This window comes from Leeuwenhoekiella blandensis MED217 (genome assembly GCF_000152985.1).
GTDB classification, from domain to species: Bacteria; Bacteroidota; Bacteroidia; order Flavobacteriales; family Flavobacteriaceae; genus Leeuwenhoekiella; species Leeuwenhoekiella blandensis.
In genome coordinates this window covers 2,758,476-2,778,052 of record NZ_CH672395.1, presented here as the reverse complement: position 1 = coordinate 2,778,052, position 19,577 = coordinate 2,758,476, and the positions used below count along the sequence as shown (strand labels likewise).

General features: G+C 34.3%; 18 protein-coding genes and 2 pseudogenes. 5 read left to right on the top strand and 15 right to left on the bottom strand.

Annotated elements, in window-relative coordinates:
- Positions 1 to 156: 156 nt before the first annotated feature.
- From MED217_RS11975 to MED217_RS11965, 3 genes are read right to left on the bottom strand one after another with little or no spacing between them, the layout of a single operon-like run.
- On the bottom strand, positions 157 to 1,329 hold the full coding sequence (locus tag MED217_RS11975; protein WP_009780792.1) for a hypothetical protein: 1,173 nt from the start codon (positions 1,327 to 1,329) through the stop codon (positions 157 to 159).
- Positions 1,329 to 1,919 (bottom strand): hypothetical protein, encoded by a 591-nt coding sequence (locus MED217_RS11970; protein WP_009780791.1) that lies wholly within the window; start codon positions 1,917 to 1,919, stop codon positions 1,329 to 1,331. Before MED217_RS11970 ends, MED217_RS11975 begins: the two co-directional genes overlap by 1 nt.
- Complete coding sequence (locus tag MED217_RS11965) at positions 1,919 to 2,347, bottom strand: hypothetical protein (protein WP_009780790.1); 429 nt, start codon at positions 2,345 to 2,347, stop codon at positions 1,919 to 1,921. Before MED217_RS11965 ends, MED217_RS11970 begins: the two co-directional genes overlap by 1 nt.
- A 354-nt stretch (positions 2,348 to 2,701) precedes the next feature.
- On the opposite strand from MED217_RS11965, the gene MED217_RS11960 reads away from it, so the two are divergent.
- Positions 2,702 to 3,667, top strand: a complete 966-nt coding sequence (locus MED217_RS11960; RefSeq protein WP_009780319.1) for an IS110 family RNA-guided transposase — start codon at positions 2,702 to 2,704, stop codon at positions 3,665 to 3,667.
- Positions 3,668 to 4,323: 656 nt separating this feature from the next.
- Here the strand turns inward: MED217_RS11960 and MED217_RS11955 are convergent.
- From MED217_RS11955 to MED217_RS11945, 3 genes are all read right to left on the bottom strand, one after another.
- Positions 4,324 to 5,358 carry a PD-(D/E)XK nuclease family protein gene (locus tag MED217_RS11955; RefSeq protein WP_009780789.1) on the bottom strand — a complete coding sequence of 345 codons (1,035 nt, stop codon included), beginning with the start codon at positions 5,356 to 5,358 and terminating at the stop codon, positions 4,324 to 4,326.
- A 3-nt stretch (positions 5,359 to 5,361) separates the two neighbouring features.
- Positions 5,362 to 6,123 carry an SH3 domain-containing protein gene (locus MED217_RS11950; protein ID WP_009780788.1) on the bottom strand — a complete coding sequence of 254 codons (762 nt, stop codon included), beginning with the start codon at positions 6,121 to 6,123 and terminating at the stop codon, positions 5,362 to 5,364.
- 63 nt (positions 6,124 to 6,186) lie between these two features.
- Positions 6,187 to 7,734 carry an IS1182 family transposase gene (locus MED217_RS11945; protein ID WP_009780326.1) on the bottom strand — a complete coding sequence of 516 codons (1,548 nt, stop codon included), beginning with the start codon at positions 7,732 to 7,734 and terminating at the stop codon, positions 6,187 to 6,189.
- 379 nt (positions 7,735 to 8,113) lie between these two features.
- Here MED217_RS11945 and MED217_RS11940 point away from each other — a divergent pair, with 379 nt between their 5' ends.
- A complete protein-coding gene (locus MED217_RS11940; protein WP_009780787.1) occupies positions 8,114 to 9,079 on the top strand; it encodes an IS110 family RNA-guided transposase in 966 nt (321 codons plus the stop codon).
- 42 nt (positions 9,080 to 9,121) lie between these two features.
- On the opposite strand, the gene MED217_RS11935 is transcribed toward MED217_RS11940, so the two are convergent.
- Complete coding sequence (locus MED217_RS11935) at positions 9,122 to 10,486, bottom strand: hypothetical protein (protein WP_009780786.1); 1,365 nt, start codon at positions 10,484 to 10,486, stop codon at positions 9,122 to 9,124.
- A gap of 58 nt (positions 10,487 to 10,544) precedes the next feature.
- Positions 10,545 to 11,489 (bottom strand): annotated as a pseudogene (locus MED217_RS11930) (transposase); the annotation flags it as partial.
- Between the two features lie 58 nt (positions 11,490 to 11,547).
- Here MED217_RS11930 and MED217_RS11920 point away from each other — a divergent pair.
- Positions 11,548 to 12,677 (top strand): IS3-like element ISLbl2 family transposase gene (locus MED217_RS11920; RefSeq protein WP_088124387.1). Its coding sequence is split into 2 segments (ribosomal slippage): positions 11,548 to 11,809 and positions 11,809 to 12,677, totalling 1,131 coding nucleotides; the frame shifts between segments, so codons are not numbered across the junction.
- A gap of 26 nt (positions 12,678 to 12,703) precedes the next feature.
- Here the strand turns inward: MED217_RS11920 and MED217_RS11915 are convergent.
- The 7 genes and pseudogenes from MED217_RS11915 to MED217_RS11885 all read right to left on the bottom strand — a co-directional run.
- A pseudogene (locus tag MED217_RS11915) lies at positions 12,704 to 13,312 on the bottom strand (transposase); the annotation flags it as partial.
- A gap of 189 nt (positions 13,313 to 13,501) precedes the next feature.
- Complete coding sequence (locus tag MED217_RS11910; protein WP_009780782.1) at positions 13,502 to 14,317, bottom strand: hypothetical protein; 816 nt, start codon at positions 14,315 to 14,317, stop codon at positions 13,502 to 13,504.
- 4 nt (positions 14,318 to 14,321) lie between these two features.
- Entirely contained in the window at positions 14,322 to 14,894 is a 573-nt protein-coding gene (locus MED217_RS11905) for a hypothetical protein (RefSeq protein WP_009780781.1), read from the bottom strand.
- A gap of 263 nt (positions 14,895 to 15,157) precedes the next feature.
- Positions 15,158 to 16,261 (bottom strand): HNH endonuclease signature motif containing protein, encoded by a 1,104-nt coding sequence (locus tag MED217_RS11900; protein ID WP_009780780.1) that lies wholly within the window; start codon positions 16,259 to 16,261, stop codon positions 15,158 to 15,160.
- Positions 16,209 to 17,258, bottom strand: coding sequence for a DNA adenine methylase (locus MED217_RS11895; RefSeq protein ID WP_009780779.1), 1,050 nt, complete (start codon positions 17,256 to 17,258; stop codon positions 16,209 to 16,211). The genes MED217_RS11900 and MED217_RS11895 overlap by 53 nt, the downstream gene beginning before the upstream one ends.
- Entirely contained in the window at positions 17,251 to 18,249 is a 999-nt protein-coding gene (locus MED217_RS11890) for a DNA cytosine methyltransferase (protein ID WP_009780778.1), read from the bottom strand. The genes MED217_RS11895 and MED217_RS11890 overlap by 8 nt, the downstream gene beginning before the upstream one ends.
- Entirely contained in the window at positions 18,246 to 18,569 is a 324-nt protein-coding gene (locus MED217_RS11885; protein ID WP_009780777.1) for a helix-turn-helix domain-containing protein, read from the bottom strand. Before MED217_RS11885 ends, MED217_RS11890 begins: the two co-directional genes overlap by 4 nt.
- Before the next feature lie 380 nt (positions 18,570 to 18,949).
- Here MED217_RS11885 and MED217_RS19025 point away from each other — a divergent pair, with 380 nt between their 5' ends.
- Complete coding sequence (locus MED217_RS19025) at positions 18,950 to 19,123, top strand: hypothetical protein (RefSeq protein WP_009780775.1); 174 nt, start codon at positions 18,950 to 18,952, stop codon at positions 19,121 to 19,123.
- On the top strand, positions 19,116 to 19,496 hold the full coding sequence (locus MED217_RS11875; protein ID WP_009780774.1) for a hypothetical protein: 381 nt from the start codon (positions 19,116 to 19,118) through the stop codon (positions 19,494 to 19,496). The genes MED217_RS19025 and MED217_RS11875 overlap by 8 nt, the downstream gene beginning before the upstream one ends.
- Positions 19,497 to 19,577 lie beyond the last annotated feature (81 nt).

Genomic DNA, 19,577 nt, shown 5'->3' with positions numbered 1-19,577 from the left:
AATTAATCTTTTTAAATGAAATATCCTAAGTTTTGAGACAGTCTGACGGTCTTGTATAACAATCAGTTGCGGATTGATTAAAAACTAAGATAACTAAAATTACCGACTTTTATGTTTGCGCGATTGTGTCCGCAGGACACAAAGCCGCAATTGTTGTTATACGTTGTTGTGCGTAGTTATTATATTCTTTTTTAATGCGATTTCACATATTAAATCAATTTCCGAGTTTGTAAAATTCAGTTCGTAGTTTTCAAATTCTTCCAAAATTTTCTCGGAAAGATTTATACTTCTCAAATGTCCTCTTTGTACTAATTGCATCCAAGTTGCATCTTCTGTCTCTTGATAACCTCCCGAGCTATTTGGAATATGTGAACCGTGTCTATACATTTTCATACTGTCCCACATTAGTTGAGTAAAGGGTTGTCCGACTAAATTATTTTTTGTTGCCGTTGTGTAAGCTAAATATTTATCTGAAATATATTGAATGTCTGGTATCACGCCTATTCCAAAAATCCCAATAAATTGGTACTTATAATCTCTTACAATTCTTGCCCTATTTGAATATGCATCAATAGAGAGTAAATTGTCTTTACTCATATAGATAACTCTTGAAAGGAATAGGAAGATTAACTTTAATAATTTAGTTTCAAAGTTCTCAATTGATTTTTCAATTTCCCTAAAACCCTCATATCCCAATAAAAACTGAATACGATATAAAGAAGTAGCACACGCATCTACACCCTGTAAACTATGCCAAAAATAATTTGGATAACGTAAAGCGTATTTAAGAGATTTTTTAAGAATTGCTATTCCATTAGAATAGTTTTTTGCTTGAATAATAGGTTCTGAAATTAAATCATAAATATATGGGTGATTGAAGTCCTTGTATTTTTCATATAATTTGGACAATCCTTTTCCATCAACACCTTGTAAAGAAATATATTCTTTTACAGTTTTGTATTTACCATTATTTATTTCTTCAAAAGATAAGTCGCCCGTTTTAATTGCTTCAAAATCAGTCAGAAATTCTTTTAAAAATTCTTCATTGGGTATTTTAACCTTATTTACAATTGAAATTTTTAAAGCACTATTCGCATAAATTTCATTTTCCGTGCATTCAACAATATGTTTTAGCAGTATATCTTCTTCTGACGATAACTCTCTATTTTGGGATAGATTTTCTCTAAAAGATTCAATTAACAAATACAAACCATTTTTACCTTCAATCTTTTTTTCTTGAGAATAGTTTTTGAAGAAATCCTCAAACTCTGTAATTGAGAAGAGTAGTCCAAGACTTGATTTTAGACCTTTGTTAACTGTTTCATCCATTATAATGGTGGTAATGGATTATAATTTTCGTGTAAATATGGACCTGTACATAATTGACCAATTATATTTTCAACTTTACCATATTCTGACATATCAGTTTCCGCAATTATTACTCCTGACATTTGAACCAAAGCATCTATTTTAGAAAGTCCTGTTCCGCCAAACGCACTCCACATTAAAATAAGTTGGTCATTCAATAGGTAGTGTAAATATGTAAATTCTATTTCTTCAATGTCCTCATTTTTGCCCTGTTTTGCTCCCCTAATTTTATCGGCAAACCCTGCATAAGTAACACTGCCAACTGGATTATTGCTTTTTTCAGAAAGTAATTGTAGTAATATTGGTTGTGTTTGCATTGCTTGATTTTGATACAGGTTCATCATTTCTCGAAACCCTATATTAAAATCATTCCATAGGACATTACCATTGAATGAATTTTGAATTTTGTCCCACATAAAAAAAGTTGAATACTTTCTGTAGAATACATTTAGAAGCACTTTCTCCCCATATTCACCTTTACTGTATCTACTTCTCCAGGTTTGCAAGTTGTTCATCCCTTCTGCAAGCTGATTTCTTAAATCTATTCTCATTATTGATTAAAATAATTAGTGTTTTGTCTTAAAATGTTCTCCGCTTCTTTATTCCCGAGTTTATATGATTTTACCAAATAGTCTATTCCTTCTTGTGGTTTATCTTGATTGTGGTAAATCACAAATAGCTGGTAATATGCTTGATTTAATTCTTTTATGCTTACAGAAATTTTTAAATCATCTATTGCTCCTTGCATATCATTGAGATAATATTTTGCCAAAGACCTATTATAATATATCATAGCATCTTGTTCAGCAATTTCAGAGTCATTAAAATTTACTCGATTTGAAACATATTCAGAAATCAACTTGTCAAAAACTTCAAGTGATTTTTGGTGTTCGCCATTTTGAAGTAAAGAAGCAGCCATTAAAAATAATGCTGGTTCTCCCGATAATTTCTCCTCTTTTTTTCTGTTAAATATTCCCATTTTGGTTGGTTTTAATTACGCACAACGGGTTTGGCTATGGTTTTGTTGCGGAAAAATCCGCCGGGATTTTTCCGATGTAGAACGAATATACTAAAAAGCGGTGAATTCCGAACACGGAATTCAGCCGCAATGAACTATAGCCGTCTTAAGTTTGATTCTGTTTAAATTATAGTATTAATCAGAAAGAACAAAAGAGCAGGTTAAGGTTACTATAGCCGTTGGAACTTCAGATTCCGTCAACATTGATAATCACTGCTCTTTTCTACTTAGATTTCGATCAGTTCTGTGAGGCGCTAACCTCGATTTAAAGTTGTTGAACACCAAGTAGATCGTCCTTTCCAAAATCTAATTGTTATGAGTAAATATAGTGAAACTTATGGAGTAGATATTAGCAAAGATGTCTTTGATGTAGCAAATACAACAGGCTTTTACCGTCAATACCCTAATACTGTTGCCGGGTTCAAAAAGTTCATTAAAGAGCTTGAAAAATCAGCAATTGTCGTTATGGAAGCAACCGGTTATTATCATTATTGTTTAGCACAATTCCTGTTTGAATCTGGCCAACCGGTTTCTGTCGTAAATCCATTATCTGTAAAGAGGTTTATACAGATGCGTTTATCTAAAGTAAAGACAGATAAGAGTGATGCTAAAGCCATATGTGATTATGCTTTGATCAACCCAGTGCCTTTATATACGGGAAAGGATCAGAATCAAGCAGAATCTCTACAACTTCTACGTTTATTAGAGCTGTACTTAAAACAGCGCACTCAGCTAAAGAATAAAATTCACGGAGAACAAGCTTTAGGTATACCCTCAAAAGCTGTTTTTAGATCTTTAAACAGATCAAAAAGGACATTAGATAAAGAAATAAAATCTTTAGAAACACGGTTGTTATCTCTAGTAAAAGAAGAGCACCAGCAACAGTTGACTAATTTAAAGAGCATTCCAGGTTTAGGAGATAAAACAGCAGCTTTATTGATCGTGTTAACTGATGGTTTTACCAAATTTGAAACTGCATCACAGCTTTGTAGCTTTGCAGGAACAACGCCCACCATACGGCAATCAGGGAGCAGCGTCAGAGGTAAAAGCAGAATAAGTAAAATGGGTAACCAAAAACTCAGAAATCTTTTGTTTTTATGTGCCTTTTCTGCAAGTAAATACAATACCGCCTGTAGGAAAATCTATGAACGTATTATAGCAAAAGGCAAAAGCAAAAAGTTAGCGCTAATAGCAGTGATAAATAAACTAATAAAACAAGCTTTTGCAATCGCAAAGAGCGGCTTGCCCTATGACCCAAATTATGCAACAAAATTGAACTAAATACTCTTGGATTTTAACTCAGTTCTTTGTTACCTTTTGTAGCGCGACCGAAACATTGGGCCGGAACCGACGATGGTTTTCAGATTCATTCCATTCGGATAGGCTTTTAAAATCAGTCAGATTCGGAAATGTTCAAAAGTGAGAATTCTTTTCCTCGTTAACGAGCGACTGTGATCAAAACTCTGTCAGAAAGAAAATCAGCCATAGGCGACTCCGCGCTATTAATGGTAACGGGTTTGGCTATGGTTTCGTTGCGGAAAAATCCGCTGGGATTTTTCCGATGAATAACGAATATACTAAAAAGCGGTGAATTCGGGTATCGAATTCAGCCGCAATGAACTATAGCCGTTGTTACCTGTAGTAAATCAGTCAGAAGTTCGTTCGCGAAGTATTCAGTTCAAAGTTTTGAGAAAGTTCGTTAAGTTCAGCCAAGTTTTATTTCAGTGAGAGTTCGAGTGAGAAAATCAGAAGGTTTGTAATGAAAAACTAAAGTAGGTTTTAGATCTTTCAGTATTCCGCCGGAGCTCATTCAGCTTATTACAGGTAACGGTTTTGTATAAGCGCAGTAGCGGTATTAACGCACTTACCTTTCGATTTATAACTGACCATAAATTTATACATTTTGTTTCGTTTTATCACTTTTCCCGCTATTGCGCTTATACGTTGTTGTAAGCCGTTTTTTCTACGGTATGTTTGAGAAATTTCTTGTATTCATTTAGTTTTTCAGCTATTTGTACAGCGTTAATTTTTTCATCTTTTTTCCCAAGCCAATCCTGCTGTTTTATGATTGCCACCGTCATATATTTTCCGTGTCCGAAACGGTTTGGTCGTTTGATTTCGACATAATCTTGTTCTTTTGCATTTTTCAGAATTAAGCGATAGATTTTATTTCTTATTTGACTTCTTGTTTCGTTTTCGGGCATTTCCAATTCATCTGGGTCAGTTGAAATTTTAAAGCAAAGGTTTCCTTGTTCAATTTGTAAGTAGACAGGAAACATACTCCAATAATCCCAATTCAAGACTGCGTTCCAGAAACCACCATTTTGATTGTTGACATAATGCCAATTGACCAAACCAATTTCTTTTTCCAAATATTGGTAGAAACCTTGCCAATCCGCACCATTCCATTCGCCAATCAGCTTATGTTTGTATTGATTGTTTGAATGTTCGAGTTTTGCAAGCCTATCTTTAAAGTCAATGAAAATATCATTATCAATTTTATTATACTTCTCAAGTATTTTCAAAAAGTCTTGGCGCTTAAAAATCGAATAGCCTTGTTTCTTTACAAAACTCAAATTCCGCATTGATTCATTGCCCGTTTTGAGATAAACGCAAATTGGCTCAAAATACTCTTTTTCTTGGCACCATTCAGTTGCGATTTGTCTGTACCGAGCCAATTGATTTGAATGAAAGGAACTAAAGGTTTTATCTTCTATTATAATAAGGTACTTATTGTTAATTGTTGCCCAAACGTCAATGTTGTGCCATTGCCTACCAGCATCAACTATTTCTATATTATCATTAAACTGTGGATGTACCGATTTTATCAAACTTGAAATAAACTCTTTGCCACAGTTGTTAAGCGAAATGTTAATTGAAGCACAACTTCTATCCGCATATTTTAGCAACCAAGTCAAAAATGCGTCTTGATTTAGTTCTTTGGTGGCAATATTGAAAATGTTTGGTTTCATCAGCTATGCGAGTTTGTCTATTTTAGTACTATTAAAATAACCCTTGAAAAGTCCCTTTTCCGTCTGAAAAGTAAATGAATTGCTATCTGCAAATCTTGTCTTGTATGCACTTCCAAAAGATACAAAAGGTCTAAAAACCTTTTTTTGACTTGTGCTTTTTAATTGGCATAATAATACTTCGCCTTTTGCAGTTGCAACTAAAAATCTTGACCTTTCATTTGTTGGGTTTTCCAAATCACAGTCAACAGCTTTTTCAAACCCTCGAAACACAGGTGATTGCATTGTACTCCTCTCTTTGCCTAAATAAACTACACCGTCTTTTATCGATAAGTGATAATTGGTTACTTTTTTAGGTGTACTTGGGGCATAGTTTCTGCTTGGTCTGCTTGATGACTTACTACCTCCAAAAAGATTGGACAAAAAGTTCTTTGCTTTAATTATTATGTAGCCAATAATCCCGAGAGCTATCAACCACCCAATAAAAGTATCGCCGTCTTCATTATCTTTACTTTGAGAATTAGCATCAACGGCTGTGATGTATTTTGCAGATACATAACCTTGTAAATCGTCAACCTGTATTTTTGACCAATTACCAGACTTCGAAATCTCTAAAACCTTTTGGTTCAGTTTTACCTGACCGACCACTTCGTAATCAGTACTTGGTCCGCTACGTACATTTAAAAGTTCCGTGTTTACTATAAATTCGGTTTGACAAAGGGCAAAAATTGAGTTTAAAAATAGGAATAAAGTAAAAATGTATTTCATATGTTTCTGGTGTGGTCAAATGGCTTACAACGGCAGTCTGTCTCAAAACTACCTTTTTATGTTTTAAAAGTAGTTGAAGTGTATGCGATATCCAACAAAAACTGCATATGAGGTGTTTTGGGTATTTTGGTGATATACTTTAGGTTTGAGCCTTTCTAAGCCCTCTAATAGCTTTAAAACACTTAAAAAACTATGTTTTATCGCTGCCTCAAGAGATACTTTTAGCTTGAACAGTCTTTTAAGATTATAAGCTAGCAGCATAAGACCTAAATCTGCTGAAGCAGCTTGTATTCCTTTTTTGGTCAAGATATGATTAAATCCCCATTGACGCTTTATGGTGCCGTAAGGATGCTCAACTAGTGCTTGCCGCCTTTTGTAGAGTTCACCGCTTTGAGCAATACGTTTGGCATTATCCTGAATGTTCTGGGTGTACTGACTGCGCTGTATTACTTTTCCATTGACTTTTGAAGTGGTACAGTTCTCCCGCACCACACAGGTCTTGCAGGCTTTGGTTTTGTATTGTTTAAAAGTGTAGTTACGTGCTTTGTACTGGGTCCCGTTAGAGGTTAGTGTATGTCCCTGCGGACAGGTATAAGTGTCTGGATCTGAGTTATAGTTAAAATACTCTGCGTTGTATCTGGGGTTTGGTGCCTGACTTTTTCTTCCAATAGCAGGTATGGCAACCAAGGTAGCAATGCCTAAATGATCTGCTGTATGAAACTCACTTCCGGTGTGATACCCTTTGTCATAAAGGGCGGTGAAGTGGGTTGTGCGTAAGATGGTTTTAGCTCTGGCGAGCATACCGCCCATTGCTTTTTTATCATTGGCGTTGGTGAGTTTATAATCGATCAGGATTTTATTTTGAGCATCTACGGTGGTTTGTGCAGTGTAGCATACTTCGGTAACGGTCCCGCGTACAATTTGATGTCTGCTGTCAGGGTCAGAGGTCGATAGTTGCGGATTGGGAGAAGAGGTATCCTGCTCCAGTTGGTTTTTTATCTGCTGGTATTTTACACGTTGAGCTTTACGGGTGTGTATTTGCTGTTGTACTTCTTCTTTGTGATCTCCATCAGCATTAGCCAGTTCCCGGTTATGTTCTTCGAGTTTTTTATCAATGTAATCCAGATGGCGCTGTATCTTCTTTTTGTTGTAGTTATTCTTCTTGCTGTTTTGGGCTCTGAGCTTAGTAGAATCACCGGCGATGAGCGTAGCCCCGATCAGGTTGAAGTTACGTGCGAGTTGCACGCTCTGGCGGAACACGCGCTTAATAGCCTTTGGGTTGTCTTTTCTAAATCGGGCAATAGTATTATGATCAGGCTGTAGGTTTTTGATCAACCAGATGACCTCGATATTGCGCAGGCATTCTTTTTCTAAGATGCGGGAAGAGCGCATCCGGTTCATATAGCCGTAAATGTAAAGCTTCAATAAATCTGCAGGATCATAGGGAGGTCTGCCCTGTGAGGCTTTGGATTGAAAGCCCAGCGCTTGAAGATCTAATAGGTTTACAAATTGATCGATCAGACGAACACTATTATCTTGAGGGATCATATCGTCTAAACAGGTGGTGTACAGGGTAAGTTGCTCGCGGGGTTGTCCTTGTTGATATTCCATTCATGAAATTAATCTTTTTAAATGAAATATCCTAAGTTTTGAGACAGTCTGACGGTCTCGGCTATGAGTAGTTGCGTGGTTTAGCACTTAACTTTGCAAGTACACACCAAACTGAAAATCCGCGAGGATTTTCAGAAGTAGGCGAGAACAAGCAATTACTTATAGCCAACTTAAGTTTGATTCTGTTTAAATTATAGCATTAATCAGAAAGAACAAAAGAGCAGGTTAAGGTTACTATAGCCGTTGGAACTTCAGATTCCGTCAACATTGATAATCACTGCTCTTTTCTACTTAGATTTCGATCAGTTCTGTGAGGCGCTAACCTCGATTTAAAGTTGTTGAACACCAAGTAGATCGTCCTTTCCAAAATCTAATTGTTATGAGTAAATATAGTGAAACTTATGGAGTAGATATTAGCAAAGATGTCTTTGATGTAGCAAATACAACAGGCTTTTACCGTCAATACCCTAATACTGTTGCCGGGTTCAAAAAGTTCATTAAAGAGCTTGAAAAATCAGCAATTGTCGTTATGGAAGCAACCGGTTATTATCATTATTGTTTAGCACAATTCCTGTTTGAATCTGGCCAACCGGTTTCTGTAGTAAATCCATTATCTGTAAAGAGGTTTATACAGATGCGTTTATCTAAAGTAAAGACCGATAAGAGTGATGCTAAAGCCATATGTGACTATGCTTTGATCAACCCAGTGCCTTTATATACGGGAAAGGATCAGAATCAAGCAGAATCTCTACAACTTCTACGTTTATTAGAGCTGTACTTAAAACAGCGCACTCAGCTAAAGAATAAAATTCACGGAGAGCAAGCTTTAGGTATACCTTCTAAAGCGGTTTTTAGATCATTGAACAGATCAAAAAAGATATTGGATAAAGAGATAAAATCCCTAGAAACGCGCTTATTATCTCTAGTTAAAGCAGAGCACCAGCAACAGTTGACTAATTTAAAGAGTATCCCAGGTTTAGGAGATAAAACAGCAGCTTTATTGATCGTGTTAACTGATGGTTTTACCAAATTTGAAACTGCATCGCAGCTTTGTAGCTTTGCAGGCACAACGCCCACCATACGGCAATCAGGGAGCAGTGTCAGGGGTAAAAGCAGAATCAGTAAAATGGGTAACCAAAAACTCAGAAATCTTTTGTTTTTATGTGCCTTCTCTGCAAGTAAATACAATACTGCCTGTAGGAAAATTTATGAACGTATTATAGCAAAAGGCAAAAGTAAAAAGCTAGCACTAATAGCAGTTATAAATAAACTAATAAAACAAGCTTTTGCAATCGCAAAGAGCGGCTTGCCCTATGACCCAAATTATGCGACAAAATTGAACTAAATACTCTTGGATTTTAACTCAGTTCTTTGTTGTAGGCAGTTATTATATTCCTGTTATTATTTTCGTTTCTCTTATCATATCAGCCATCAATGAGCTGGCTTGAACTTGTTCTCTCGTTAGTTGCTTACTAAAATTCCTAAAATATTCATATGCTAAATCTGACGATGTATCGTTTTTGTATTTACCATAATTAATGTCACTTAGTTTTTTATAGCTCGCTTCTAATTTTCGGATATCGTTTTTCCAAGTGGATAACCTACTTTCCGTCATAGTCCGATTCCTATATGCTTGATAATGTTTTGTAACCAAATCTAATTGTTTTATGGCTTGGTCATAAATTTGATTGTAACTATTTACAGAGTTTGAAGTCTGTTTTATTATATCAATGTTTCCTTGTGCTAATTGCATTTTTACATAATCTGACAATACACATTGGACGTTGTTTTTGGATACAAACGTTTTTCTATTTGAGTTTGTAATTACCAGATTTTCAGAGTTAACAATGTTTTGGAATTGATTTTTGACTAAATCAGTTGCAAAATCCTCAATAGATACATTTTGTACAAAATATCTTTTGTTATTATCCGTCATTACAAGCGTGTACGAATTACTTGCCACAAATTCAGCAACGTTTTCAATATCAAATCTATAAATATGTTCTCTTACGTCATCTCCAGAAACCAATTCGTTTTCTAAAAATCTACGATGATTTTTTTTGATAAGATAATATGAATTACTTGTCAAACTAAAATTACCTTGAATTTCAGAAACAGGCACTTTTGCACCTAAAATCCTTATGTTTCGTTCTATTTCTCCTATTGGTACATTTTGTCTAATTGTATGTGGGATTTTCGGTTCTCCACAGCCAATACAACCAATACCTAAATCTTTTCTTAAATTAGACATTCGTTCTCTAAGCGAATTAATTTTCTCAATTTTAGTTTCCGAATTACCGAATAAGTCATTTATTTTATTCAGATTTTGTTGAGCTTCTTGAAGTGCAAGTTTATAGTCTTTTTTTGTTGTTTGAATGAAGTCAAATCCCGATTTATCTAATTCTTCTTTTGCATACTTTAAATCTTGCCATCTTGTTCTTTTTGCAATTGCTCTTTCTAAGCCTGCACGTGCATTTACTAAAAACTGTTTTTGCTCATTTGTAAGATAGCCACCTTGAAGTGAGTCAATTTTGATTTTAGCATTCTCAATTTCTTTTTTTGCTTTTTCTCGTTCAGGATTATCAATTAATTTATTTTCATAAGTCTTTGCCGTTATTTTCTTTTCAATGATTTCAAAAAATTCAATTCCTTTGTCAGCAATACTTTCTTTATTGAGCGAATAAATTGTTTCTTGTGCAATAGAAAAAGCACTTGATAATAGAAAATAAATCAGTAAAATTTGTTTGTTCATTGGTTTTGGGTTTAATTGCCTACAACGGCAGTCTGTCTCAAAACTACCTTTTTATGTTTTAAAAGTAGTTGAAGTGTATGCGATATCCAACAAAAACTGCATATGAGGTGTTTTGGGTATTTTGGTGATATACTTTAGGTTTGAGCCTCTCTAAGCCCTCTAATAGCTTTAAAACACTTAAAAAACTATGTTTTATCGCTGCCTCAAGAGATACTTTTAGCTTGAACAGTCTTTTAAGATTATAAGCTAGCAGCATAAGACCTAAATCTGCTGAAGCAGCTTGTATTCCTTTTTTGGTCAAGATATGATTAAATCCCCATTGACGCTTTATGGTGCCGTAAGGATGCTCAACTAGTGCTTGCCGCCTTTTGTAGAGTTCACCGCTTTGAGCAATACGTTTGGCATTATCCTGAATGTTCTGGGTGTACTGACTGCGCTGTATTACTTTTCCATTGACTTTTGAAGTGGTACAGTTCTCCCGCACCACACAGGTCTTGCAGGCTTTGGTTTTGTATTGTTTAAAAGTGTAGTTACGTGCTTTGTACTGGGTCCCGTTAGAGGTTAGTGTATGTCCCTGCGGACAGGTATAAGTGTCTGGATCTGAGTTATAGTTAAAATACTCTGCGTTGTATCTGGGGTTTGGTGCCTGACTTTTTCTTCCAATAGCAGGTATGGCAACCAAGGTAGCAATGCCTAAATGATCTGCTGTATGAAACTCACTTCCGGTGTGATACCCTTTGTCATAAAGGGCGGTGAAGTGGGTTGTGCGTAAGATGGTTTTAGCTCTGGCGAGCATACCGCCCATTGCTTTTTTATCATTGGCGTTGGTGAGTTTATAATCGATCAGGATTTTATTTTGAGCATCTACGGTGGTTTGTGCAGTGTAGCATACTTCGGTAACGGTCCCGCGTACAATTTGATGTCTGCTGTCAGGGTCAGAGGTCGATAGTTGCGGATTGGGAGAAGAGGTATCCTGCTCGAGTTGGTTTTTTATCTGCTGGTGTAAGCTTCCCTTCAAACCGAACTGTTTAGAAGTGTAATAATTCTTAATTTTAAACAGTATGAGACGAAGCAAATTCACACCTACACAGATTGCAAAAATTTTAAAGGAGTTCGACAACGGTAAGAGTGTTGAAGAAATTAGCCGCGAATACGGTGTCAGTACCTCTACCTTTTATAAATGGCGTTCTAAATACGCTGGTATGAGCAGCAAAGAACTTAAGCGTATTAAGGAGCTCGAAGCTGAAAACGCCCGTCTAAAGCAGATGTATGCCTCTTTAGCACTAGACCACCAAATGGCAAAAGAGATTATTGAAAAAAAGCTCTAAAGCCCTGCCGTAAACGCACCATAGCTAAAGAACTTATCCGCTACGGCATCAGTAGGGCGTGCCGAGTGCTTAATATGAGTAAAAGTGTTTATTATTACAAACCTTTACCCAAGGATGATACTCCTATAGAACAAGCTCTTAGAGACAAAGCAGAAGAACATTCAGAAGAGGGTTTCTGGAAAGCCTACTGGCGTATCCGTAACGAAGGAAAGCCTTGGAATCATAAGCGGGTACACAGGGTGTATGTATCTTTAGGGCTTCCTTTAAGAAGAAAAGCAAAGAAGCGCCTGCCCGCGCGTATACAGGAGCCTTTGGAGATTCCTGAAGAATTGAATGATACTTGGAGTATTGATTTCGTAAGCGATGTCCTAGAAAACAAGAGACGTTTTAGATCTTTTAACGTAATAGACGATTTTAATCGAGAGGCACTACATATTGAAGTAGACTTTTCTTTAACCAGTAATCGGGTAGTCTGGGTACTTAATCACCTAATTAACCGACGAGGTAAGCCAAATAGGATCAGGATGGACAATGGTCCTGAATTCATAGCAAACCTAACTGCTGAATGGAGTAAAATGCATGAAATTGAATTTAAATACATACAACCAGGCAAACCTACTCAAAATGCTTTTGTAGAACGCTTTAATGGCTCCTATCGCAGAGGTGTCCTAGATAAATATATCTTTGAAAACATTGATCAGGTAAGGGAACAAACTCAAATATGGATGGAAGATTACAATAAATATCGTCCCCATGACTCACTGGGCAAAATAGCACCAGTGCAATACGCAAAACTCCATTCTCTTGGGGCTAGCCCCAAGAGAATGAAAAACAATAATTTTAAACCAGTTTTGGAAGATTAAGCAGTTCTAGTCTGGGGAAGCTTACACTGGTATTTTACACGTTGAGCTTTACGGGTGTGTATTTGCTGTTGTACTTCTTCTTTGTGATCTCCATCAGCATTAGCCAGTTCCCGGTTATGTTCTTCGAGTTTTTTATCAATGTAATCCAGATGGCGCTGTATCTTCTTTTTGTTGTAGTTATTCTTCTTGCTGTTTTGGGCTCTGAGCTTAGTAGAATCACCGGCGATGAGCGTAGCCCCGATCAGGTTGAAGTTACGTGCGAGTTGCACGCTCTGGCGGAACACGCGCTTAATAGCCTTTGGGTTGTCTTTTCTAAATCGGGCAATAGTATTATGATCAGGCTGTAGGTTTTTGATCAACCAGATGACCTCGATATTGCGCAGGCATTCTTTTTCTAAGATGCGGGAAGAGCGCATCCGGTTCATATAGCCGTAAATGTAAAGCTTCAATAAATCTGCAGGATCATAGGGAGGTCTGCCCTGTGAGGCTTTGGATTGAAAGCCCAGCGCTTGAAGATCTAATAGGTTTACAAATTGATCGATCAGACGAACACTATTATCTTGAGGGATCATATCGTCTAAACAGGTGGTGTACAGGGTAAGTTGCTCGCGGGGTTGTCCTTGTTGATATTCCATTCATGAAATTAATCTTTTTAAATGAAATATCCTAAGTTTTGAGACAGTCTGACGGTCTTGTATAACAATCAGTTGCGGATTGTTCAGAAACTAAGATAGCTAAAATTACCGACTTTTATGCTTGCGCGGTTGTGTCCGCAGAACACAAAGCCGCAATTGTTGTTATACGGTGTTAGCCACAGTACTTTTTTATATTAACTCTAATATTTTCTCTTTTTCAGACCATTTTATAGGCTCTTTTGTAACTTTTTCATTCAACAACTCCAACATACTACCTAGTTTATCCGGTCTATAACCATCTGCATTATCATTAATTATAGAAACTTTTTCTCTAATAAAATCTCGATATTTCGATTTTTCAGAAATTTCAAAATTTACAATTGTCTTTCTTAAATCATTCGTAAAGTAATATGAGCTACTACCTGTTACGTATGAGATAAGAAAAATATCAGAGTTTTTTGTAATCAAAGCATTAAATCTAATATTTTTAAAATCATCTAATGATTTCTGAAGCTTTACATTTTCATCATAATGAACTTTTAAAAATGTGTTAGCATCTTTTCTAAAAGTTTCTTTCTCCTTTTCTTCTTTGTCATCTTTGTATTTGATACCTAAAGAATTTACAGCACCAACTATAAAATTGGCAATATCATATACATAAGTTGGAATATCTCTTGGATTAGAACACGTCTTAAAATAATACAAAGTTCCAGCTTGATCGGAAGTTATTGATATTTCAAAACTTTGTTGATAGTAAGTGAAAATGCGTTGAATAATATCTTCTGATTCCTCACTTATGTTGACATCATAGTAATTTAAATCTGTCCAACCACCATCTGATATAACAAATTTTCCTTTTATTTCTTTGATAAAAACAGAGACAAATTTATTATTTAATGTAGAAAATGGAGTGATTATTTCTAAACTTTCCCCACGTACTTTATAAGTAGTGAGAGAGCAGAAATCCTCTTTAATCGTTGTGAAAATGTCTAACAGTTTATCCATTACGCTAATCTAAAAAATCAATTCCATTTAAAGGGTCAGTGTCTAATTCTATTTCAAATAATTCTGGCTCATCAATTTTAATCTCAGGAAATTCTTCCTTGCCGTTAGTTTTTATATTAGTTTCTTTAAAGAAATGACTTATACCGAAATTTAAATCCTCTGCAATTGCTTGAGCATCTTCATCTCTTTTTAAAGTTTCGCTCTTATAAGCAAACTCGTTTCCTTTTTCATCAAAAGTATTAAAATGTGGTGTTGTAATTTTTTGTTCAGGTAATGACGGTTCCGATTTATTTCTATGAGCAGGTCCGTCGGAATCAAATCTGAAATAAGGTTGACTTGTGAAATTTGGACAATGTAATTTTATCCCGTATTTGAAAAACGATATTTTCTTTTCTACTATTAAAGTAATATTCTCTTCTATAGTAGAATGATCTATATTTGAAGATTGCTTTAACCAATCTCTATTGTTCCTTTTTGGTTCTAAAACGATAGTATTAGTATTTAGATTCTTTTCTTCATACGATAACTCTTGGAGAAATTCATAATTATCCCTGACTTCTAAGTTTATTTTACTCATTGTTCATTTTTTGGTTTCGTATTGTGGCTAACGGTCTAGTATAAGAATAGTAGCGGGTTTACAGGCACTAACTTTTCGGTTAAACACAGACCCTTTTTATATTTACTTACTTTCATTTTAGCGATAAAACCGCTATTATTTTTATACATTGTTACCTGCTGGCTTTCTTCCGTTCTGCTTGGTTTTCAGCGTTGGCAAAGACATACTCTTTTGCAATTTTCGGCTTGCGTGTTGGCTGGAGCGAATTGCAAATGTGTATGGCTTTAAGCTCGGGCATCAATTTCTGTCATTAGATTTCTGTGATAAGCCAAATATGTTTTTCTCTTTTCGTTTAATATATTTTCTTCGAGTTTATAATTTTTCCAAAACTCCTTTACATCATCTGATATTCTATTTGAGAAAATCATAGTTCCTTCATCTGTAAACGATATGTATTTTAAGTCAAATAACGAATCAATTGTTCTGCTTAATAACAATCCGTTATTTGGGTCATAAGCTTCATTTTCATCAGAGTCAATAAAAGGTTTGATATGACTAGCAATTAAAACAGGATAAGAAAGATGTTCTAAAACACACATAGGATTACCATAAATTTCTTCACATTCCTCTTGTAATTGGTTTTTATATAATCTATGTAAATATGGGTCTCTTCTTTTTGTAATTGCTTTTAAATCTTCTCCAAAAATCTGTTCAGCATCTTCTTTAAAATATAAATCTTCCTTAACAAAAACTAAATCATCTAATTTTCCGAGAAGGTTATACAAATAGCCAATTTGATTATATTTCCTTTCCAGAAAACCAATTTCTTTAGCTTCTTTAACATATTCTGAAAGTTCAATTTCAGTTATAAATGGTTTTTTATAAGCTTCAATATCAACAAGCATTAAGGCTATTATTTCTTCTTTAGATAATTTACCTTTTTCAATTAGTGTTTGAATTAGGAAATTGATTTGTTTTATTGAAGATTCATTATTTACTGCTCTGTTGAAACTTGAATTTGAGTAAACAATTTTGGATAAAAGTGTTTCTCTTTTCTTATTCGTTCGAGCTTCAACATACTCTTTAGCTTGTGGATGATAAGAAACAAGGAAAGAATTAATAAATCCCATTTTAACCAATTGATTTATAGACTTTCTAATCGAAATATGGTTAATAGGATTTACTTTATGAATCTCGTCCTGAAGTTTTGAATATTTTTCTTCAGAATATTCTTCGTTTTTATGGACATCAATAAAATTGATACAAACAGCCAATGTATCTAAAAACTTTGTACCATTATAATCAGTAAAGGCATTGGTCAGTTTCCAATACTCTTCATAGTTCTGCTGTGGCATAATTTTCTTTAATAGTTTCTTTATAATTTTCATTTTTCACAATGAATAAAAATTCTTTATTCTTTTCTTTTTTGTTTTTACCAGTAATTTGATAGTTATGTTTACGCTCAATTACTTCAACATTGTCTGAATATTTACCCAACAGATAAAGTAGTTCATTCTTGCTTGGAAAAGAAGAGTTATTGTAGCTTAAATACCAATATTTAAAATTATTAAGTTTAGAAAACAATTTATCAAAAAGCTCAATTGCAGAATTTTTATTTACAAAGTTGTTTTCAAATGGTTTTGTTACCTCTGATGTTATAAAATCGTCTACCAAACCATAAAAACCAAAATAATTATTCATTGTTCCTGTATATGGTGGGTCTAAATAAATAATGTCTGCTTTTACAGTTTCTAACAAATTGAAAATATCATCATTGTAAGCAATATTATTTTTATCATTATTGAATACTGCTTGATTGTACTCATTTAAATTTTGAAGAAAATGATGTTTAAATGATTGGTTGTGATAAGCTCTTCTTCGTTTGTATTTTTTATAGCTGTATTCCTCATCTCTTAATTGGACTATTTTATCCCAATTTAATGTAAATCTAGAGTAAGGCATTTTACGAATCATAGCTCTTCTCATTAAAGCAAATGCTAATGATTTTTTTTCCTCTGATTTAAGTAGTTCAATGTTTTGTCTATACAAATCAAGTTCTTTGCATTCTTGTGGAAAAAAATAGACTTCTGAATAATTTTTAAACATAAACCCTTCAAAAGGTTCTCCTTTAAAAATTATTTCTATATCGTTTTTGTCAAGTAGAGTACTATTGTTTTTTACCAATGCATTAGCAATGTGATAATTGATTTTTAGAATATCATTTGTGTAAATTTCTAAACCTCTACATTTTGCTTCATAGCTTAATGAACAACCTCCAGAAAAAGCGTCAAAAAGTGTTTCTGCATCCGTTGGAAATTGGTCGCATATCCACTTTGCAATCTTTTCTTTATTTCCTATGTAATTGACTTTAGGATATTTAAACATTTTCACTCATTTTAATAATTACACTTGCTATAGCTTCCGCCATTCTTGGTGGAACAGAATTCCCTACTTGTTGTTGTTGAGAAATTTTTGAGCCTTTAAATTCAAAATCATCTGGGAAAGATTGCAATTTTGCTAATTCACGAACAGTCAATGCTCTGTTCTGCTCATAATGAAATATTTTTCTCATATCTCCTGTAACTGTTACAGAAGGTTTATCACTTGAATATTTTATATATTTTCTAACATCACCTGATTTCGGTCTAATTTGTTCAGGGATTTCATTTCTATCTCCACCATCTGATACAAAGCTCATTTTATGCAACATTTGTTCTGAATGAGACATTGCTATATGATTTGGAATTTTTGATTCTTGACCAGACTTCAATTTTGGATAAGAAGATAATGCCTCTTTTACAGTTACATATTTATCAACTTCCTTTTTAGGAAAAAGTATTTTTTGACTGTTTTTAGTTCCAATGAAGATTACACGTTTTCTGACTTGAGGAACTCCATAGTCTGCGGAATTTAGAATTTTACATTCAACTTTATAACCTAGATTTTCAAAATCATTTATTATTTCTTTTCTAGTATTTCCTTTATTATGGTTGTATAATCGAGCAACATTTTCCATAACAAAGTATGTAGGCTCAACAACTTTAACTACCCTAACAAATTCTTTGAATAGTTTGTTTCTTGGGTCATCAATAAATTTTCTTCCGATATTTCCAGCGATACTAAATCCTTGACAAGGTGGACCACCTATAACAACATCAATTTCATCATATTCTTTTAAGTATTTCAATTCGGCATCTTTAACATCACAAATATCCTTATGTATTAAATTATGACTTGGGAAATTATGATTATATGTTTCACAAAAACTAGGTTCAATATCTACTGAAAAGACATTTTGAAAACCTTTATTGTCAAATCCAAGCGAAAAGCCTCCAGCACCAGAGAACAGGTCAATATATTTTAAACTTCTGCTCATAGTTCTAATTTTCCTTGTTTAACATTTGTGTTGCGATAATAATTTGCAGTGTCTTCTGCAACAGAAAATACTGATTCCGAGCATTTATATTTAAAAGCCTCTCTAGCAAATTTGTCTGCGAAAAATAAGTCAGTTACTTGTTGTAATTGAATTTCAAATAATTCTGAAAGTTCCTTTAGTTTAGATTTACTAAATTTTTGACTTCCGTTTTCTATTCGACTGATTGCACTAGTGTTGATTCCGATTTTTGCACCGAATTCAGTTTGAGTCCATTCTCGTTTTTCTCTTTCTGTCTTTATAAAATTTCCGAAACTTGCCATTTTATTGATTTGACCTATTTTTAGCAAATGTAAGAATGATTTGCGAATTTTATATCAAGTTATCAAATATTTTTTTCGGGTGGTGGTGGGGAAGGGCAAGCTCTTTTGTTTTTTTAGCGTTGGCTATGAGTGTCGGAAAAAAACAAATGTGCTTGACCGAGCGGTGGCTTTTTTTCAGCTTGCAGGTAACGGATTTGGTTATGAAATGGGCGGGGTTGGCTAACGGATTGTTTCCGCCGTTGCAAAGGCAAAGTAAGAGAAACTTAAGCTTATCGGATAAGCTCACAACCCGCATTTTTTATAACCGTTGTTGGCTACTGTAAACGGCGTGGCTTTGAAAAAGCCAAATTAGAGAATGAGTAAGAACAAATGTTTATAAAATGAAAAAAAAAGAAAGATTAGATTACGTTGATTGTGCTTTAAGAATTAATAATATTCAGTTAAGTGAACAAATTTTAAAAACAACTTTAGCTTGTGTTGATTTAGTAGATAAATCAAGAGGAAAGGCAACTTTAGACGAATGTTTAATTATAAATAAAAAAGAAAATGAGTGATTTTGTAGCAATAAGAAAAGAGCGAAAAGGAGGTAATAAGCATATCCATCCAACAATAGGATTAGGCTTGCCTTTAGGAGAGTTTTGTTTTTATGAACCGACAATGAATCTTCTAAAAATAGATAAAGAAAAGCAAGGTTTAATGTTCTATTTATCAAAAAAAGATAAAAAAGTAAGAATTGAGATTGAAGAAAAAGAAGATGATAATTACCATTTAGCAGGAAGTAAACGAAGTTACTCAAGATTTACAAATAAATCCCTCGGTGTAACGTTTTCTGATTTATTTGATTTAGATATGAACTCTAAGCATTTTTTTAAACTTCATAAAATTAAAAAGGGTGTTTTTGATATGAGTTTAATAGATAAAAATTAGGAGCGGTAGCGACAATTATAAAGCGTACTGCTTGGCTTTTAAATTAACCGGCAGAGTGAGAAAATCCGCCGTTTATTGTTG

What these genes read in the sequence shown, in the direction of transcription:
- MED217_RS11975 (WP_009780792.1), bottom strand. Translation starts at nt 1,329, where the DNA reads ATGGATGAAACAGTTAACAAAGGTCTAAAATCAAGTCTTGGACTACTC.
- MED217_RS11970 (WP_009780791.1), bottom strand. Translation starts at nt 1,919, where the DNA reads ATGAGAATAGATTTAAGAAATCAGCTTGCAGAAGGGATGAACAACTTG.
- MED217_RS11965 (WP_009780790.1), bottom strand. Translation starts at nt 2,347, where the DNA reads ATGGGAATATTTAACAGAAAAAAAGAGGAGAAATTATCGGGAGAACCA.
- MED217_RS11960 (WP_009780319.1), top strand. Translation starts at nt 2,702, where the DNA reads ATGAGTAAATATAGTGAAACTTATGGAGTAGATATTAGCAAAGATGTC.
- MED217_RS11955 (WP_009780789.1), bottom strand. Translation starts at nt 5,358, where the DNA reads ATGAAACCAAACATTTTCAATATTGCCACCAAAGAACTAAATCAAGAC.
- MED217_RS11950 (WP_009780788.1), bottom strand. Translation starts at nt 6,123, where the DNA reads ATGAAATACATTTTTACTTTATTCCTATTTTTAAACTCAATTTTTGCC.
- MED217_RS11945 (WP_009780326.1), bottom strand. Translation starts at nt 7,734, where the DNA reads ATGGAATATCAACAAGGACAACCCCGCGAGCAACTTACCCTGTACACC.
- MED217_RS11940 (WP_009780787.1), top strand. Translation starts at nt 8,114, where the DNA reads ATGAGTAAATATAGTGAAACTTATGGAGTAGATATTAGCAAAGATGTC.
- MED217_RS11935 (WP_009780786.1), bottom strand. Translation starts at nt 10,486, where the DNA reads ATGAACAAACAAATTTTACTGATTTATTTTCTATTATCAAGTGCTTTT.
- MED217_RS11910 (WP_009780782.1), bottom strand. Translation starts at nt 14,317, where the DNA reads ATGGATAAACTGTTAGACATTTTCACAACGATTAAAGAGGATTTCTGC.
- MED217_RS11905 (WP_009780781.1), bottom strand. Translation starts at nt 14,894, where the DNA reads ATGAGTAAAATAAACTTAGAAGTCAGGGATAATTATGAATTTCTCCAA.
- MED217_RS11900 (WP_009780780.1), bottom strand. Translation starts at nt 16,261, where the DNA reads ATGAAAATTATAAAGAAACTATTAAAGAAAATTATGCCACAGCAGAAC.
- MED217_RS11895 (WP_009780779.1), bottom strand. Translation starts at nt 17,258, where the DNA reads ATGTTTAAATATCCTAAAGTCAATTACATAGGAAATAAAGAAAAGATT.
- MED217_RS11890 (WP_009780778.1), bottom strand. Translation starts at nt 18,249, where the DNA reads ATGAGCAGAAGTTTAAAATATATTGACCTGTTCTCTGGTGCTGGAGGC.
- MED217_RS11885 (WP_009780777.1), bottom strand. Translation starts at nt 18,569, where the DNA reads ATGGCAAGTTTCGGAAATTTTATAAAGACAGAAAGAGAAAAACGAGAA.
- MED217_RS19025 (WP_009780775.1), top strand. Translation starts at nt 18,950, where the DNA reads ATGAAAAAAAAAGAAAGATTAGATTACGTTGATTGTGCTTTAAGAATT.
- MED217_RS11875 (WP_009780774.1), top strand. Translation starts at nt 19,116, where the DNA reads ATGAGTGATTTTGTAGCAATAAGAAAAGAGCGAAAAGGAGGTAATAAG.